The following is a 15804-nucleotide window of genomic DNA, read 5'->3' on the forward strand; positions in this document are numbered from 1 at the left end:
GGGAATTGTCAGACAGGCCACAGGGCGGTCCGGCCGCACAACGGCAGGGCTGCGCGGCACAGGTCTTCGGGTGCGGGGTGTTCGGCACCGGGGCATGGGCGCCCATGACGGGCGGCCCGCCACGCAGCCGCACACCGTTTTCGCGGGGCCGGTTCAGTCGGTGAGCCGCCGCAGTTGGACGACGTTCAGCCAGGTCTCGGGGCCGGGCCGGACGTCGGCCGCGCGGACCGCGTACCGGCCGGGTTCCAGGGCGACGCGCGCATGGCCGGCCCGGTCGCAGGCGGTGCCGGGCCAGGCGGCGTCGAACAGGACCACCGGGCCGGGCACCTGCCAGGTCACCTCGGGCTGCCAGTCGGCGGTGTCGAGGGCGCCGGGCACGCCGGCCAGCACCTCGTCCTCGGAGTCGGCGGCGCACCAGCGGACGAAGGCGCCGTGCCCCGGCAGATAGGCGGTGGAGGCGGGTTCGTCGCCGAGGACCAGGGCCGCCGAGTCGCCGACCGGCAGGAGGCCGACCTGGCCGTCGACCTCGCAGGCCCGGTCGTAGTCGGAGGCCGTCTCCTCGCCGTCGGCGCCGGTCCAGAACGGCAGGACCGTCTCCGGCACCGCTATGAGCGGACCGCCGCCCGACTCGACCCACTGCACCGCGCCCGGCTCCGCGTATCGCACCATGCGGCAGAACCTACACGGCCGTCAGCAGCCGCAGTCGGCCGCGTCCACCGGGGCGGTCAGCCGGTCGGCGGGGTGGCGCTCGGTGCCCTGCCAGGTCTCGTACGCGAAGCCCTCGCGCACCCAGTACTCGAAGCCGCCGAGCATCTCCTTGACCTGGTAGCCGAGTTCGGCGAGGGCGAGTGCGGCGCGGGTGGCGCCGTTGCATCCGGGTCCCCAGCAGTAGGTGACGACCGGCACGGCGGGATCGAGGAGGTGCGCGGCCTGTTCGGCGATGAGCGCGGTCGGCAGGTGGACGGCGCCGGGGACGTGGCCCTGGTCCCAGGACGCGGTGGAGCGGGAGTCCACGACGGCGAACCCCGGGTCGCCGCCGGCCGTCAGCGCGGCGGCGACGTCGGAGACGTCGGCGTGGAAGGCGAGGCTCGCCCGGAAGTACGCGGCGGCGTCGGCGGGGGCGGCGGGGGCGACGCGCAGCACGGGGTTGGTGGTGATCATGGTCCGGCCTCTCCTCGATGGATCTCCTGACCGGAAATCTACGGGCGCCGCGCACTCCTCAGAAGTGACGATCCCCGGCGCTCCCCTTGATCCGCCGGGGATTCCCCTGCTATCCCTGCGGCATGACCACGTATTCCCCGGACGCCACCGACTGGCTCATCCTGGACGTCCTCCAGCGGGACGGGCGGACCGGCTTCGCCGAGCTGGCCCGGACCGTCTCCATGTCGGCGAGCGCGGTGACCGAGCGGGTGCGCCGCATGGAGGAGGCAGGGATCATCCGGGGGTACGCGGCCGTCGTGGACCCGGAACGGCTGGGGATGCCGATCCTGGCGTTCGTGCGGCTGAGGTATCCGACCGGCAACTACAAGCCGTTCCACGACCTGGTGGCCGTCACGCCGGAGATCCTCGAGGCGCACCACGTCACGGGCGACGACTGTTTCGTGATCAAGGTCGCGGCCCGGTCGATGCGGCATCTGGAGGAGGTGTCCGGCCGGATCGGCGCGCTGGGCTCGGTGACGACGAGCGTCGTGTACTCCTCGCCGCTGCCCCGTCGTCCCCTGGGCCGCTGAGACCGGCTCAGCCGAGGCCCCGCTGCCGCAGCGCGGATCCCGACCTGCCCTTGACGACCTCCAGTTGGGCGTGGATCCGGCGCCGCAGGTCGGCGACGTGGCTGACGATGCCGACACTGCGGTCCCGTTCCCGCAGCGAGTCCAGGACGTCGAGGACCTCGTCGAGGGTCTGGTCGTCCAGGCTGCCGAACCCTTCGTCGATGAAGAGGGTGTCCAGGCGGACCCCGCCGGCCTCGTCGGTCACGACGTCGGCGAGGCCGAGCGCCAGGGCGAGGGAGGCGAAGAAGGTCTCCCCTCCGGACAGCGTCGCCGTGTCCCGCTCCCGGCCCGTCCAGGCGTCGACGACGTGCAGTCCGAGGCCGCTGCGTCCACGGCCGGTGCGGTCGTCGGAGTGGACGAGGGTGTAGCGGCCCGAGGACATCCGCTGCAGCCGCGCGGTCGCGGCGGCGGCGACCTGCTCCAGACGTGCCGCCAGCACGTACGACTCCAGGCGCATCCGGCGTTCGTTGTCCGCCGAGGTGCCGGCGGCGAGGGACGCGAGGCGGGCGACGCGGTCGTACTCCTCGCGCAGGGGGGCGAGCCCGCGCACCGAGGTGGTGGCGTGCGCGGACAGCCGGGCGAGTTCGGCGCAGCGCCGGGCGGCGGCGTCGCGCGCGGAGGCGGCGTCGCGCAGCCTCCGTCCCGCGTCGGCCGCTTCGCGCTCCGCCCGGCCGAGGTCGGCAGCGGGCTGCTGGGCGGCGGCTGCGGTGTCGGCTTCGGCGAGGATCGCGCGGACGGCGGCCTCCTCGGTCGCCCAGGCGTCCAGCCGGTGCTGGAGGTCGCGATGCGCGGCGTCGTCGAGGAGCGCGTCGGCGGCCTCCCGCGGGGTGTCGAAGCCGGCCCGGAAGGCGGCGTCCGCGAGACGGGCGTCGGCGTCCTTGAGCCGCTGGGCGGCGTCCTCGGCGGCGCGCACGGCGTCGGCGGCCTCGGTGAGCAGGGCGGCCCGCCGCTCCAGCTGGCCGGCTCGCGCGGCGACGCTGTCGGCCGTGCCGCGCGCCTGCGCCAACTCGCCTTCCAGGGCCGTCTGTTCGCGCTGGAGACGTTCCCGGTGGGCCACGCGGGAGGCGGCCCGGACGGCGGCCTCCTGGCGGGCCGCGACGCGCTGTTCCCGCTCCCGCTCCGCCCGACGCAGCTCCTCCTGGGCGGCGTGCAGCCCGGAGGCGAGGGCTCGCGCACGCGTGTACCGGCGCTCCAGCTCCGCGGCCTCCTCGGCCAGTTGCTCCGCGGGGGTGTCCCCGGCCTCCGCCGTGGCGGCGGCGAGCGCCTCTCGTACCGAGGCGAAGTGCCGTTCGGCGGCGGCCCGCCGCTCCTCCGCCTCCTGGTGCCGGGCGAGTGCCTCGTCCTCGGCCTCCCGGTCGACGTGCCCGGCGATCCGGCGCGCGGGGGCGGGGTGTTCGGTGGCCCCGCACACGACGCAGGGCTCGCCGTCGGTGAGGTGGGCGGCGAGTTCGGCGGCGATGCCGTTCAGCCGCTGTTCCTTGAGGTCGAGCCAGTGGTCGCGGGCCTCGACGGCCTCCTGTGCCGAGGCCAGTGCCCCTCGCTCGGCGGCGTCCGCGGCGACGGCGAGCCGGTCCCGTTCCCGGGCCGCGTCCAGCCGCCGCCGTGCCGGGTCGCGCTGCACGCCGAGCTGCTCGGCGTGGGTGGCGGCCTCCTGTGCGGCGTCGACGCGGGCCCGGAGGCCGGTGCGGCGCGTCTCCCAGTCGGCCAGCCAGCTCTCCGCCTCGTGGGCGACGTCCTCGTCGGCGCGTTCCTGCCGGTCCAGGCCGGCGCGTTCCGCGGCGAGTTCGGCGAGGCGCCCTTCCGCCCGCCGGGCCGACTCCAGCGAGCCCAGTTCCTCGGCGGACCGGCGGGCCGCGGCGGCCAGTCCGGCGGCGCCGGCGTCGGCGAGGGCCTCGGGCAGCCGGGTGCGCACCCGTGCCTCCGCGCCGGCCGCCCGGCGGTGTTCGGCGTCGGCGGCGTCCCGCAGCTCCAGGGCGGGGGCGACCGCCTCGGCCTTGCGGGCGCGCTCCATGCGCCGCCGCGCGGCGCGGTGGGCGTCGGCCCGCTCCGCCAGCCGCTCGGCCCGCAGTCGTGCCTCGGCGTGGCGCCGTTGCAGCCGGTCCCGTTCACGCGTCCCGGCCAGCTCGCGTTCGGCCGCGGCCTGCGCGGACTCGGCGGCGGTGAGCCGGCAGTCGGCCACGGCCAGCAGCTCCCGGGCGGTGCTGCGGGCGACGGCGGCGGCGGCCAGCACGGCCTCGGCGAGGCCCGGGTCGCCGGGGCCGAGCTCGGGCAGGACCATGGCGTCGCCGGCGGCCTGCTGCATCCGGTGGGCGTCCGCGAGCAGCGCCGCGTCCCCTTCCCGGACCCGCGCCTCGGTCGTGCGGCGGCGCTCCGCGAGGCGCTTCTCGACCTCGGCGAAGCGGTGGGTGTCGAAGAGGCGGCCGAGCAGCTTGCCGCGCGCCTCGGCGTCGGCGCGCAGGAAGCGGGCGAAGTCGCCCTGGGGCAGCAGCACGACCTGGCAGAACTGCTCGCGGCTCATGCCGAGCAGCTGGGTGATCTCCTCGCCGATCTCCTGGTGGGAGCGGCTGAGGTCCTTCCAGGTCCCGGCCGTCGCGTCGTACTCGCGCAGCCAGGTCTGGGCCTTGTCGACGGTGGTGCCCCTGCCGCGCAGCTTGGCCCGCTCCCAGGGCGGCTGCCGGGTGATCTCCAGCCGCCGTCCTGCGACGGTGAGTTCGAGGCGCACCTCGGTGCGGGTGCCGGCGGCGGCGTGGTCGCTGCGCAGGGTCATGCCCTGACCGCTCTGCCGGGCGCCGGGGACGGAGCCGTACAGCGCGTAGCAGACGGCGTCGAGGACGGACGTCTTGCCGGCGCCGGTCGGTCCGTGCAGCAGGAACAGTCCTGCCGCGGAGAGGTCGTCGAAGTCGACGCTCTGCGAGCCGCCGAAGGGTCCGAACGCCGTGATGTCGAGCCGGTGCAGCCTCACCGGGCCACCTCCCGCGCCGTCTCGTCGGCGCGCACCGCGTCGAAGGCGTCCCGCAGCACGCTCTGTTCACTCCCGTCGGGTCCGACGCCGCGCACGTGCGCCACGAAGTCCTCCGCGATCTGCCGGTCGCTGCGGCCGGCGAGGCGCCGGGCGTAGGACACGGCCGGGTCGTCCGGGGCCCGGTCGGGGTCGAAGACGAGGCTGAGGGTGTGCGGGAAGCGCTCGGAGAGCCGGGCCATGGGGTCGGCCGGCCGTACGGGGTCGGTGAGGGTCGCCTCGACCCACGCGTCCTCGTGCCGGGTCAGCTCCGGGTCGGCGAGCAGTCCCTCCAGGGTGCCGCGCAGCCGGGCCAGCGGGCGCGGCACGGGGCAGTCGACGCGTTCGGCGGTGACCGAGCCGGCGGCGTCCAGGTCGACGAGCCACATGCTCTTGCGGTGGGCGGCCTCCGAGAAGGAGTACGGCAGCGGGGAGCCCGAGTAGCGGACGCGCTCGGTGATGGTCTGGCAGCCGTGCAGGTGCCCCAGCGCCACGTAGTCGACGCCGTCGAAGACCCCGGCGGGCACGGCGGCGACTCCGCCGACGGTGATGTCCCGCTCGCTGTCGCTCGGCTCGCCGCCGGTGACGAAGGCGTGCGCGAGGACGACGGAGCGGGTGCCCGGCGCACGGCCGGCGAGGTCGGCGCGGACCCGGTCCATGGCGGCGGCGAGCACGCTCTCGTGCCCGGCCTTGTCCACCGCGAACTCGGCCTTCACCAGGGCGGGTTCGAGGTAGGGCAGTCCGTAGAAGGCCACGTCCCCGTGCGCGTCGGCGAGCACGACCGGGGTGCCGCAGCCCGCCGGGTCGGTGCGCAGGTGGATGCCGGCGCGGTCGATGAGTCCGGCGCCGACGCCGAGGCGGCGGGCCGAGTCGTGGTTGCCGGAGATCATCACCGTCGGCACCCCGAGGCGGGCGAGACGGTGCAGTGTGTCGTCGAACAGCTCGACGGCGGCGAGCGGCGGCACGGCCCGGTCGTACACGTCGCCCGACACGACCACGGCGTCGACGTCGCGCTCACGCACCGTCTCGACGAGGTGCCCGATGAAGGCGGACTGGGCGTCGAGCATGTTCACCCGGTGGAACGCCCGGCCGAGATGCCAGTCGGAGGTGTGCAGCAGTCTCACGCGTCAGCTCCGCCCCGCACGCCCACTCCCACCGCACCTCACGACCGGTTCGAACGACCACCTGACCGTGGCCGGCCCCGACCACGCTAGTACGTCCGCGCACCACTCCTCCCGCGAACGTCCGCCCACCCCGCGGATCCACGCCCGAATTGTTCAGGAACAGGGGATTTTGCCCGCCGTGCTGGCCGGGCGGAGTGTGGGGTGTCCGACTCAGGCGTCCCCGTACGCCTCGCCGCCGAGCTCGAACCGGGCCGTCCCCGCCGTGGCGTCCGCCAGCCAGCCCCGGAAGGCGTCCACGTCGGCGTCCGGCAGGCCGATCTCGAGGGTCACGGCCTCGGCGTACCGCACGTCGCGCACCTCCCGCCCGGTCGCGCGCAACTCGTTCTGGAGCTTGCCGGCCCGCTGGTGGTCGACGGTCACCGTGGCCAGGCGGAACCGGCGGCGGGTGAGCGTGCCCAGGTCGTCCAGGGCCTCACCGACCGCTCCGCCGTAGGCGCGGATGAGGCCGCCCGCGCCGAGCTTGACTCCGCCGAAGTAGCGGGTGACGACGGCGACGACGTAGCGCATGTCGCGGCGCAGCAGCATCTGGAGCATCGGGACGCCCGCGGTGCCGCCGGGCTCCCCGTCGTCGCTCGCCTTCTGCACGGCGGCGTCGGCGCCGATGACGTACGCCCAGCAGTTGTGGTTGGCGTCGGCGTGCTCCTTGCGCACGGAGGCGATGAACGCCTGGGCCTCCTCCTCGGTGGCCGCCGGGGCGAGGGCGCACAGGAAGCGCGAGCGGTTGACCTCGGTTTCGTGCACGCCCGCGCGGGGGACCGTGCGGTACTCGTCCTGCATCCGGCCAGCCTAATCCGTGGCCGTGGGCGCGGTGGACGCGCCCGGGAAGGGGTCAGGCCGCGGATCCCACCTCACGGGTGAGGTCGAGGCCGAGGAGCCGGTCGGCGTGGGCGAAGGTCTCGAAGCGGGCGCCGTCGGGGATGCCCGGGTCGGTCTCGGTCCCGTGGAGCACCCGGAGGAGGGCGGGGGTGTCCAGGTCGTCCTCCCAGGCGGCCCGGAGCCGGTCGCGCACCTCGCCGGGGACGGGGCGGGAGGGCTGCCGCGCCCAGGCGGCGACCGCGCGGCGCAGCCGGACGAGGGTGGCTCCGGCGTCGTCCAGCACGCCCGCGTCGAGGTGCACGGGCGTGCTCCGGTGCCGTTCCAGCAGGGCCAGGCGCAGGGCGTAGGGGTCGGCGCCGGCCAGGGTGTCCGGCCCGGCCGGGTCGGCGGGGGCGACGGCGACCGTCGCCCCCTCGCTCACCACGGCCCCCTCGGGCACGACGTGGAGGGCCTGGGACGCGGCCGGGCCGCCGGGGCCGCCCGGCCCGTCCTCGAAAGGCCGGATGCCGAGGGCGGCGGCCTCCACCCGCAGCCCGTCCCGCTCCCCCGCGCCGGTCAGCAGAGCCCACACGGGCGTGCCGTCGAGTTCCAGCGCGCGGACGAGGACGTCGGCGACGAGGAGCACGCGCAGGCCGGTGGTGTCCCGGCCCGGCACGTGCGCCTCGACACGGGTGAAGCCGCGCCGGACGGGGGCGGCGGGGACCGGTTCGCCGGTCCGGGCGTCGAGGATGCGCAGCACGGGGTGAGCGTAGGCGGGCCGCGACCGCACCGCACCGTGGACGCGCGCCGGGGGGACCGTGGGCACGCCGGGGGGACCGTGGGCACGCCGGGGGGATGCCCCGGGAATCATCGCCCTCCGCCCTCCGTTCCTCCCAGAGACTGAAGACCGTCGTTTCAGGAGTCCGAGGAGGCCGCCGGTGTACGGCGACGAGGCAACCGTCCGCAAGATCCTCACCGAGCTGGGCGACACCTGGGCGGTGGTCGGCCTGTCGTCGAACCGGCAGCGCGCCGCGTACGGCGTCGCCCGGGTGCTCCAGCGCTTCGGCAAACGGGTGGTGCCGGTGCACCCCAAGGCGGAGACGGTGCACGGCGAGCAGGGGTACGCCTCCCTCGCCGACATCCCGTTCGACGTGGACGTGGTCGACGTGTTCGTCAACAGCGACCTCGCCGGCGCGGTGGCCGACGAGGCCGTCGCCAAGGGGGCCCGCGGGGTCTGGTTCCAGCTCGGCGTGATCGACGAGGCGGCGTACGGGCGGACCCGCACCGCGGGCCTGGAGATGGTCATGGACCGCTGCCCGGCGATCGAGATCCCGCGGCTCGGATAGGCGGACCCGCGGCCGTCACGGGCGTTCCCGCCGGCGTGGGGCGCCGACATAATGCCCCTGTGACCGCCGCCTCCCCCCACCCCGGTTCCGGTGCCCGAGGACGTCGTCGGGTCGTGGTCGTGGGCGCCGGCCCCGCCGGGCTCACCGTAGGCGCCGTCCTGCGCGCCGCCGGCGTCGACTGCCTGGTACTGGAGACCGAGAGCCGCGAGTTCATCGAGCGGCGGCCCCGGGCCGGGGTCCTCGAGGAGTGGGCCGTGCGCGGGCTGGAACGGCGCGGGCTCACGCGGAACCTGCCGGCCCGCGCCCAGCGGCACACGGAGTGCGAGTTCCGCTTCGCCGGGGAACGGCACCGGCTGCGGTACACCGAGCTGACGGGGCAGCACCATTACGTCTATCCGCAGCAGTTCCTGGTGACGGACCTGGTGCGGGAGTACGCGGACGTGCGCGGCGGCGCGATCCGGTTCGGGGTGCGGGACGTCCGGCTGAACGACCTGGAGTCGGACCGGCCCTCGGTGTCGTACCTCTGCCCGGAGTCCGGTGAGCGCCGCGTGGTGGAGTGCGAGTTCGTCGCCGGCTGCGACGGCGCGCACGGCGTGACGCGTACGGCGCTGCCGGCGGGACGAGCCGGGCTCTCGCGGTACGACTACGGCGTCGGCTGGCTGGCGCTTCTCGCCGAGGCGCCGCCGTCCTGCGACTGCGTCGTCTTCGGCATGCATCCGCGCGGCTTCGCGGGTCATATGCAGCGCGGCCCCGACGTGACCCGCTACTACCTGCAGTGCCCGCCGGGCGACGACCCGGCGGACTGGCCGCACGACCGGGTCTGGACGGAGCTGCGGGAGCGCCTCGGCGCGCGGGGCGCACCGCCGCTGCGGGAGGGGCGGCTGATCGAGAAGCGCGTCCTCGGCATGCACGGCTACGTCGTCACGTCCATGGTGTCCGGACGGCTCTGTCTCGCCGGTGACGCCGCCCATCTGACCGCGCCCATCGCCGCCAAGGGCATGAATCTCGCGCTGCACGACGCCTTCCTGCTCGGCGACGCGCTGGTGGCCCGGCTCACCGAGGGCGACGAGAGGGGGCTGGCGGGCTACTCGGCCGCCTGTCTCGCCCGGGTGTGGGACTGCCAGGAGTTCTCGCAGTGGCTCTCGGAGGTGTACCACGGCACGGCGTCGGGCGACCCGTACCGCGCGGGCCTCACCCAGGCCCGGCTCCGCCGGCTGTTCGCCTCCCGGACCGCGGCGACGGCGTTCGCCGAGCAGTATCTCGGCACGGCGGCGACCGGCTGACCCCGCGGCCCCGGGCGGCGGGCCTCCGCGCGTCTCAGCCGTGGGGCGGCCGGTCGCCGAGCCGGTGGTCGGCGACGTTCAGCGCCTCGCCGACCAGGCGGCGCAGGTGTCCGTCCCGGAGCGAGTAGACGACGCGGCGGCCCTCCTTGCGGGTGTCGACCAGACCGGCCAGCCGCAGCCTGGCGAGGTGCTGGCTGACCGCGGGCCGGGCGGCACCGCACGCCTCGGTGAGCGTGCCCACGTCGGCCTCGCCGCCGGACAGGGCGTGCAGCAGGGTGAGCCGGGTACGGTCGCCCAGCAGGGCGAGGAGTTCGGCGGCGAGGGCGAACTGTTCCTCGCCCGGGGTGTGCGGATGCGCATCCTGCGCAGCTGACAGGTGCGTGCGTGCGCTCATACGCACATAATGGCGCCGTGGGCGGTCACCCGTCCACCCGACCGCACCGGATCCACCGGGCCCACCGGAAGGGGAACCCCGTGAGCGACCCGCACCGTCACCCCGAAGCCTCCCGGCGCCACCGCCTCGCGCACCTCCTCGCCCCGCACTCCCACGAGAGCGCCGACCGGATCGATCCCGCCCTGGAGTCCTCGGCCCGCGGTCTGCGCGCGCTGTGGGTGTCGCTCGCGGCGCTCGGCGCGACGGCGCTGGCCCAGGCGGTCGTGGTGGCCGTCTCCGGGTCGGTGGCCCTGCTCGGGGACACCGTGCACAACACGGCGGACGCCCTGACCGCCGTCCCCCTGGGCATCGCCTTCGTCCTGGGCCGGCGGGCGGCCACCCGCCGCTTCACGTACGGCTACGGGCGCGCGGAGGACCTGGCGGGGGTCGTGATCGTGCTGACGATCGCCGCGTCCGCCGCGCTCGCGGCGTGGACGGCGGTGGACCGACTGCTGGACCCGCGCCCGGTCGCGCACCTCCCGGTGGTGGCGGCGGCAGCGCTGGCGGGTTTCGCCGGCAACGAGTGGGTGGCCCGCTACCGCATCCGCGTCGGCCGGGAGATCGGCTCCGCCGCGCTGGTGGCCGACGGACTGCACGCCCGCACGGACGGCTTCACGTCCCTGGCCGTGCTGCTCGGCGCCGGGGGCGCGGCCCTGGGGTGGCGGCTCGCCGACCCGGTCGTGGGGCTGGCGATCACGGCGGCGATCGTACTCGTCCTGGGGAAGGCGGCCCGTGAGGTGTGCGGGCGGCTGATGGACGCCGTCGACCCGGCGCTGGTGGACCGGGCGGAGCGGGCCCTGGCCGAGGTGCCCGGCGTGCGCGCGGTGGGTGAGCTGCGGCTGCGCTGGATCGGGCACCGGCTGCGCGCCGAGGTGGCGGTCGTCGTGGACGGCGGGGCGACGGTCCGTGCGGCCCACCGCATCGCCGTCGAGGCCGAGCACGCCCTGCTGCACGCCGTGCCGCGGCTCACCGCCGCCCTCGTCCACGCCGACCCGGCGCCGGCGCCTGGCGAGAGCGACCCGCATCTGGCGCTGGCCCACCACGCCCCCGCATGACCGGGCCGGGACGTCAGGCGACGCCCAGGCCGTCCAGCACCACGGCGCCGGGCAGCTCCGCGAGGGCCTTGCCCGGGACCAGCAGCTTGCCGCGCCGGCGTCCGCTGCCGACGAGGACGTAGGGCAGGTCGACGACGGCCGAGTCGACCAGCACCGGCCAGTCGGCGGGCAGGCCGACCGGGGTGATCCCGCCGTACTCCATGCCGCTCGCGCCCGTCGCCGTGTCCATCGGGGCGAACGACGCCTTGCGGGCGCCGAGCTGACGGCGCACGGCCCCGTTGACGTCGACCCGGGTCGTGGAGAGCACCACGCACGCGGCGAGCGTGGTCTCGCCGCCCCGCTTGCCGGTGACCACGACGCAGTTCGCGGACCGCTCCAGCAGGTCGCGGCCGTAGTGCTCGACGAAGACGGCGGTGTCGGCCCACTGCGGGTCGGTGTCGACGTAGACGATCTGCTCGGCGGGGACGCTGCCGCGCCAGGTGCGCACGGCGTCGGCGACCGGGGCGGTCAGTTCGTCGAGGCAGTCCGGCGCGGGCGTGGCGCTGTCGAAGTGTCCGATGGGTGCGTGCATGGCCGCACGCTAACAACTCCGGGCCGCCCGGCGGCCGGTCGTCTCACCGGACGGGCGGCACCGACACGGCCATGATCATCTCCATGGGTTCCTCGCCCTCGTTGCCGTACGTGTGCGGGGTGGCCGCCTCGAAGGAGGCGCTCGCGCCCGTGGGGACGCGGTGGGCGACGCCGTCCACGGTGAGCGTCAGCTCCCCGGACGTGACGTGGACGAGCTCGACCGTGCCGGCGGGGTGCGGGTCGGAGGGGCTGCTCTCGCCCGGCATCAGCCGCCAGTCCCACATCTCCAGGGGGCCGGGGGCCTCGGCTCCGGCGAGCAGCCGGTTGTAGCTGCCGCCGCCGGTGTGCCAGAGCCGTACGGCCTGCTCGGCGGGGACGATGCGGACCGCCGGGCCCTGTTCGTAGTCGAGCAGGGTGGTGATGCTGACGCCGAGCGCGTCACCGATCTTGACGACCGTGCCGAGGCTGGGGTTGGTGCGGGCCTGCTCGATCTGGATGAGCATGCCGCGGCTGACACCGGCCCGCGCGGCCAGCGCGTCCAGCGTGAAGCCGCGCTCGGTGCGCCAGCGCTTGACGTTCCGCGCCAGGGACTGGGTCAGCAGGTCGAGGTCCGACACATTCCGTCCATTATTTTGGATGACGTGGTGCAGTGCACTGAACTACCGTGGACTGCACCTGATGGCACCTGATCGTTCATCGAACTGTACTGCGAGGCGACTGGATCATGACAGCGCTCTTCGCCCTGGCCACCAGCCTCCTGTGGGGCCTGGCCGACTTCGGCGGCGGCACGCTGACCCGGCGCACGCCCGCGCTCACGGTGGTCGTCGTGTCGCAGTCGATCGCCGTCGCCGTGCTCGGCACGATCGTCGCGGTCACCGGCGCCTGGAGCGAGGCGTCGCCGCACCTGTGGTTCGCCGTCGCCGCGGGGCTGGTCGGGCCGGTGGCGATGCTCGCCTTCTACAAGGCCCTGGCGCTCGGTCCGATGGGTGTCGTCTCACCGCTCGGCTCGATCGGCGTGGCCGTCCCGGTCACCGTGGGACTGGTCCTGGGCGAGCGCCCCGGGCTGCCGCAGTTCGCCGGCATCCTGACCGCCGTCGCCGGGGTCGTGCTCGCCGGCGGTCCCCAGCTGCGGGGCGCTCCGGTGCAGCGCCGGGCGGTCCTGCTCACACTGGTCGCGGCCTTCGGGTTCGGCGCGGTGATGTCCCTGATCGCCGAGGCGTCGACCACGCTCACCGGTCTCTTCCTCGCCCTGTTCGTGCAGCGCGTCACCAATGTCGCCGCGGGCGGCCTCGCACTGTGGGCGTCCGTCCGGCGTGGTGCACCCGCGCTGCCGCCGGGCGGCTTCGTCTGGAGGGCGCTGCCGGCGCTGGCCTTCGTCGGCCTCGCCGACGTCGCCGCGAACGGCACCTACTCGGTCGCCGCCCAGCACGGCCCCGTCACGGTGGCCGCGGTGCTCGCCTCGCTCTACCCGGTGGTGACGGCGCTGGCGGCCCGCGGTCTCCTGAGCGAACGGCTGCGCGGCGTCCAGGCGGCCGGCGCGGGCCTGGCCCTGGTGGGCACGCTGCTGCTGGCGGCGGGCTGAGGCGGGCGGTGCCCGGGGCTCAGGCCTCCGCGGCGGGCTCCGCGAGCTTCTCGGGAGCGGGGCCGTCCAGCTCGGCCAGCCGGGCCACCGCATCCTCGTCCAGCCGGGCCAGCGCCCGCAGTTGCTCCGGTGTCACCCCGTCGGGCACCGGCACGGGAGCCGGGGTCCGCAGGGGCGGCTGCCAGCCCTCCGCCGGCGTCCAGCGCCGTACGACGCGGGCGGGGGCGCCCGCCACCACGGCGTGGTCGGGGACCGCGCCCCGGACCACGGCACCGGCGGCGACCACCACGTTCCGTCCGATCCGCGCGCCGGGCAGGATCACCGCGCCGGTGCCGATCCAGCAGCCGGGGCCGATCTCCACCGGCTCCATCCGGGGCCACTGCTTGCCGATGGGCTGGTGCGGGTCGTCGTAGGAGTGGTTGGTGGAGGTGACGTAGACGTACGGGCCGAAGTAGCAGTCGCTGCCGATGGTGACGGTGGTGTCCGCGATGACGTGGCTGCCGCGGCCGAGGACGACCCCGTCGCCGATGCGCAGGATGGGCTCGGGACCGAGGTCGAGGTCGGGCATGAGCCCGGCGGTCAGGGTGACCTGCTCGCCGATGATGCAGTGGGCGCCGACGTGGATCCAGGGCTCGCCGAAGACCGTGCCGAGCGGGAAGGCGAGCCGGGTGCCCGTGCCCAGGGCGCCGAAGCGGAAGCGCCCGGGGTGCGCGGCGGTGACGGAGCCGGTGCGCTGTATCCAGGCCCACCCCGCGTGGACGGCGCGCTGCGCGAGGCGGGTGGACCAGGACGAGAACGTGTTCTTGCGCTTCGGCACCCGCTCACGGTACTCAGCGCGCGGCGCCGGCAAGGCGCCGGAGGCCTGTGATCTTCACCCCACCGGGTGGCGTACGGTGCACTGCACCACACCCGAGCAGGAGGCGACGATGACGCACAGGGCGCTGATCAAGGGCATCGGCGGCAAGGACCCGAAGGTGGACGCCGAGGCCTTCGTGGCCCCGACGTCCACGGTCATCGGGGACGTGACGCTGCACGCGGGGGCGAGCGTCTGGTACGGCGCGGTGCTGCGCGGCGACGTCGAGCGGATCACCGTCGGGGCGAGCAGCAACGTCCAGGACAACTGCACGCTCCACGCCGACCCCGGCTTCCCCGTCACGGTCGGCGAGCGCGTCTCCATCGGGCACAACGCGGTGGTGCACGGGGCGACCGTCGAGGACGACTGCCTGATCGGCATGGGCGCCACCGTCCTCAACGGAGCGGTGATCGGCGCCGGTTCCCTGGTGGCCGCCCAGGCACTCGTCCCGCAGGGCATGGTCGTGCCCCCGGGCTCCCTGGTCGCCGGCGTCCCGGCGAAGGTGCGGCGCGAGCTGACGGAGGAGGAGCGTCAGGGCGTTACCCTCAACGGCACGATGTACGCGGAACTGGCGAAGGCCCACGACGGCATCCACGACTGAGCGGCACGGCAGGGCGCGGGGACGCCCGGCGCGGGCGGGTGCGTCAGTCGCCGGCGGTGACGGGCTCCGGTTCCGGCCGGGCCTTCGCCGCCTTGCGCCGGACGACGAGCATGGAGGCGACGCCGATGAGGACGGCGGCGACCAGGCCCAGCCACGAGAAGCGCTTCAGCCAGGACTCGGCGACGACGCCGACGTAGTAGATGACGGCGGTGGTCCCGCCCGCCCAGACGATGCCGCCCAGGACGTTGGCGATCAGGAACTTCCAGTACGGCATCCGCAGCACGCCCGCCAGCGGGCCGGCGAAGATGCGCAGCAGGGCGACGAAGCGGCCGAAGAACACGGCCCACATGCCCCACTTCTGGAAGGACCGCTCGGCGGTGGCGATGTGCCCCTCGCTGAAGTGCTTCGGGAACTTCCGGCCCAGCCAGGCCAGCAGGGGCCTGCCGCCCTTGCGGCCGATGGCGTAGCCGATGGAGTCGCCGATCACCGCGCCCGCGCTGGCGCAGGCGCCGAGGATCAGCGGGTCGACACCGCCGTGCTGGGAGGAGAGCAGGGCCGCCGAGACCAGGATGATCTCGCCGGGCAACGGGATGCCGAGGCTCTCCAGACCGATGACCAGTCCGACGACGGCGTAGACGGCCGCCGCGGGCACCGTGTCGAGCCACTCCTGGACGTGCAACGCCACATCCTCCGATTCGCGTCCCTGCCGTGCGCGGGTGCCTGCCCCGCCGCTTCCCGGGTGCGCCTCGGTGGAGGCGCACCCGGGAAGCCTACCGGTCCGCGCGGTCGTGCCCGGCCCGGGCCTCGGCCGGGATCACCGGCCTCAGCCGTTGGGCCGCAGGGTCCACACCACGGTCATCTCCCCGGTCACGGCACCGTCCTCGCGCCGGATGGCGACGCTCACCGGGAACTCGGGGCGCTTGCCCTCGTCCAGTTCCGCGACGACCTCGGCGATCGGCCGGCCGAGGGTGGCGGTGGCGGTGACCGGGCCCAGGGCGATCTTCTTGAACGCGATCTCGGCGGTGACCGGCAGCGGCACGGCGCGGGAGAGCTGGTCGCCGAAGGCGGCCAGGACGATCGCCCCGCTGGCCGACTCGCCCAGTGTGAACATGGCTCCGGCGTGCGGTCCGCCGACGTGGTTGCGGTACTCGCTCTGGTCCGGCAGGGCCAGGACCGCCTTCTCGGGGGTGGTCTCCAGGTACTCGAGGTTCAGGGTCCTGACCATCGGCACCGTGGCGGCGAGCAACTCGCCGATCGACATCTGATCTGCGCTCATGGCGGTAGGTTACCCATGAGTAGCATCCGGGGGCCAGAGCCGGACACCCGCGGTGATCG

General features: G+C 75.1%; 18 protein-coding genes. 6 read left to right on the forward strand and 12 right to left on the reverse strand.

What is annotated here, in order from left to right; translation table 11 throughout:
- Window positions 1–153 precede the first annotated feature (153 nt).
- Window positions 154–669, reverse strand: a complete 516-nt coding sequence (locus tag AB0E77_RS15735; RefSeq protein WP_361570158.1) for an immunity 21 family protein — start codon at window positions 667–669, stop codon at window positions 154–156.
- A gap of 21 nt (window positions 670–690) precedes the next feature.
- Complete coding sequence (locus AB0E77_RS15740) at window positions 691–1161, reverse strand: rhodanese-like domain-containing protein (protein ID WP_361570160.1); 471 nt, start codon at window positions 1159–1161, stop codon at window positions 691–693.
- A gap of 122 nt (window positions 1162–1283) precedes the next feature.
- On the opposite strand from AB0E77_RS15740, the gene AB0E77_RS15745 reads away from it, so the two are divergent.
- Window positions 1284–1730, forward strand: a complete 447-nt coding sequence (locus AB0E77_RS15745) for an Lrp/AsnC family transcriptional regulator (RefSeq protein WP_077799653.1) — start codon at window positions 1284–1286, stop codon at window positions 1728–1730.
- Between the two features lie 7 nt (window positions 1731–1737).
- On the opposite strand, the gene AB0E77_RS15750 is transcribed toward AB0E77_RS15745, so the two are convergent.
- The 4 genes from AB0E77_RS15750 to AB0E77_RS15765 all read right to left on the reverse strand — a co-directional run bounded on the left by AB0E77_RS15750 (window position 1738) and on the right by AB0E77_RS15765 (window position 7506).
- Window positions 1738–4731 (reverse strand): SMC family ATPase, encoded by a 2994-nt coding sequence (locus AB0E77_RS15750; RefSeq protein ID WP_361570162.1) that lies wholly within the window; start codon window positions 4729–4731, stop codon window positions 1738–1740.
- Window positions 4728–5891, reverse strand: a complete 1164-nt coding sequence (locus AB0E77_RS15755; RefSeq protein WP_361570164.1) for an exonuclease SbcCD subunit D — start codon at window positions 5889–5891, stop codon at window positions 4728–4730. Before AB0E77_RS15755 ends, AB0E77_RS15750 begins: the two co-directional genes overlap by 4 nt.
- Before the next feature lie 210 nt (window positions 5892–6101).
- Window positions 6102–6728: a YigZ family protein gene (locus tag AB0E77_RS15760; RefSeq protein WP_361570166.1), complete on the reverse strand. Its 627-nt coding sequence runs from the start codon at window positions 6726–6728 to the stop codon at window positions 6102–6104.
- Between the two features lie 52 nt (window positions 6729–6780).
- Window positions 6781–7506: a hypothetical protein gene (locus AB0E77_RS15765; RefSeq protein ID WP_361570168.1), complete on the reverse strand. Its 726-nt coding sequence runs from the start codon at window positions 7504–7506 to the stop codon at window positions 6781–6783.
- A 178-nt stretch (window positions 7507–7684) separates the two neighbouring features.
- Between AB0E77_RS15765 and AB0E77_RS15770 the strand changes: the two genes are divergently transcribed.
- Window positions 7685–8092 (forward strand): CoA-binding protein, encoded by a 408-nt coding sequence (locus AB0E77_RS15770; RefSeq protein ID WP_361570170.1) that lies wholly within the window; start codon window positions 7685–7687, stop codon window positions 8090–8092.
- A gap of 59 nt (window positions 8093–8151) precedes the next feature.
- Window positions 8152–9375 carry a 4-hydroxybenzoate 3-monooxygenase gene (locus tag AB0E77_RS15775; RefSeq protein WP_361570172.1) on the forward strand — a complete coding sequence of 408 codons (1224 nt, stop codon included), beginning with the start codon at window positions 8152–8154 and terminating at the stop codon, window positions 9373–9375.
- Between the two features lie 34 nt (window positions 9376–9409).
- Here AB0E77_RS15775 and AB0E77_RS15780 read toward each other — a convergent pair whose 3' ends face one another.
- Window positions 9410–9769: a metalloregulator ArsR/SmtB family transcription factor gene (locus AB0E77_RS15780; protein ID WP_361570174.1), complete on the reverse strand. Its 360-nt coding sequence runs from the start codon at window positions 9767–9769 to the stop codon at window positions 9410–9412.
- A gap of 80 nt (window positions 9770–9849) precedes the next feature.
- On the opposite strand from AB0E77_RS15780, the gene AB0E77_RS15785 reads away from it, so the two are divergent.
- Window positions 9850–10863, forward strand: a complete 1014-nt coding sequence (locus AB0E77_RS15785; protein ID WP_361570176.1) for a cation diffusion facilitator family transporter — start codon at window positions 9850–9852, stop codon at window positions 10861–10863.
- 13 nt (window positions 10864–10876) lie between these two features.
- On the opposite strand, the gene AB0E77_RS15790 is transcribed toward AB0E77_RS15785, so the two are convergent.
- Together AB0E77_RS15790 and AB0E77_RS15795 are read right to left on the reverse strand one after the other, a co-directional pair.
- The gene (locus tag AB0E77_RS15790; protein WP_361570178.1) at window positions 10877–11434 is read right to left on the reverse strand and encodes a YbaK/EbsC family protein; all 558 of its coding nucleotides are present in this window, start codon (window positions 11432–11434) and stop codon (window positions 10877–10879) included.
- A gap of 43 nt (window positions 11435–11477) precedes the next feature.
- On the reverse strand, window positions 11478–12050 hold the full coding sequence (locus tag AB0E77_RS15795) for an XRE family transcriptional regulator (protein WP_361570180.1): 573 nt from the start codon (window positions 12048–12050) through the stop codon (window positions 11478–11480).
- A 107-nt stretch (window positions 12051–12157) separates the two neighbouring features.
- Here AB0E77_RS15795 and AB0E77_RS15800 point away from each other — a divergent pair, with 107 nt between their 5' ends.
- Complete coding sequence (locus tag AB0E77_RS15800) at window positions 12158–13015, forward strand: DMT family transporter (protein ID WP_361570182.1); 858 nt, start codon at window positions 12158–12160, stop codon at window positions 13013–13015.
- 19 nt (window positions 13016–13034) lie between these two features.
- Here the strand turns inward: AB0E77_RS15800 and AB0E77_RS15805 are convergent, their stop codons facing one another.
- The gene (locus tag AB0E77_RS15805) at window positions 13035–13832 is read right to left on the reverse strand and encodes an acyltransferase (protein ID WP_361570184.1); all 798 of its coding nucleotides are present in this window, start codon (window positions 13830–13832) and stop codon (window positions 13035–13037) included.
- Between the two features lie 109 nt (window positions 13833–13941).
- Between AB0E77_RS15805 and AB0E77_RS15810 the strand changes: the two genes are divergently transcribed.
- Window positions 13942–14469, forward strand: a complete 528-nt coding sequence (locus tag AB0E77_RS15810) for a gamma carbonic anhydrase family protein (protein ID WP_361570186.1) — start codon at window positions 13942–13944, stop codon at window positions 14467–14469.
- A gap of 43 nt (window positions 14470–14512) precedes the next feature.
- Here the strand turns inward: AB0E77_RS15810 and AB0E77_RS15815 are convergent, their stop codons facing one another.
- Both AB0E77_RS15815 and AB0E77_RS15820 read right to left on the reverse strand, forming a co-directional pair.
- Window positions 14513–15148 carry a DedA family protein gene (locus AB0E77_RS15815; RefSeq protein WP_361570188.1) on the reverse strand — a complete coding sequence of 212 codons (636 nt, stop codon included), beginning with the start codon at window positions 15146–15148 and terminating at the stop codon, window positions 14513–14515.
- Between the two features lie 144 nt (window positions 15149–15292).
- Window positions 15293–15730: a DUF4442 domain-containing protein gene (locus tag AB0E77_RS15820; RefSeq protein ID WP_077799663.1), complete on the reverse strand. Its 438-nt coding sequence runs from the start codon at window positions 15728–15730 to the stop codon at window positions 15293–15295.
- Window positions 15731–15804: the final 74 nt, after the last annotated feature.

The sequence above is a fragment of the Streptomyces sp. NPDC032940 genome (genome assembly GCF_040636935.1).
Taxonomy (GTDB): Bacteria; Actinomycetota; Actinomycetes; order Streptomycetales; family Streptomycetaceae; genus Streptomyces.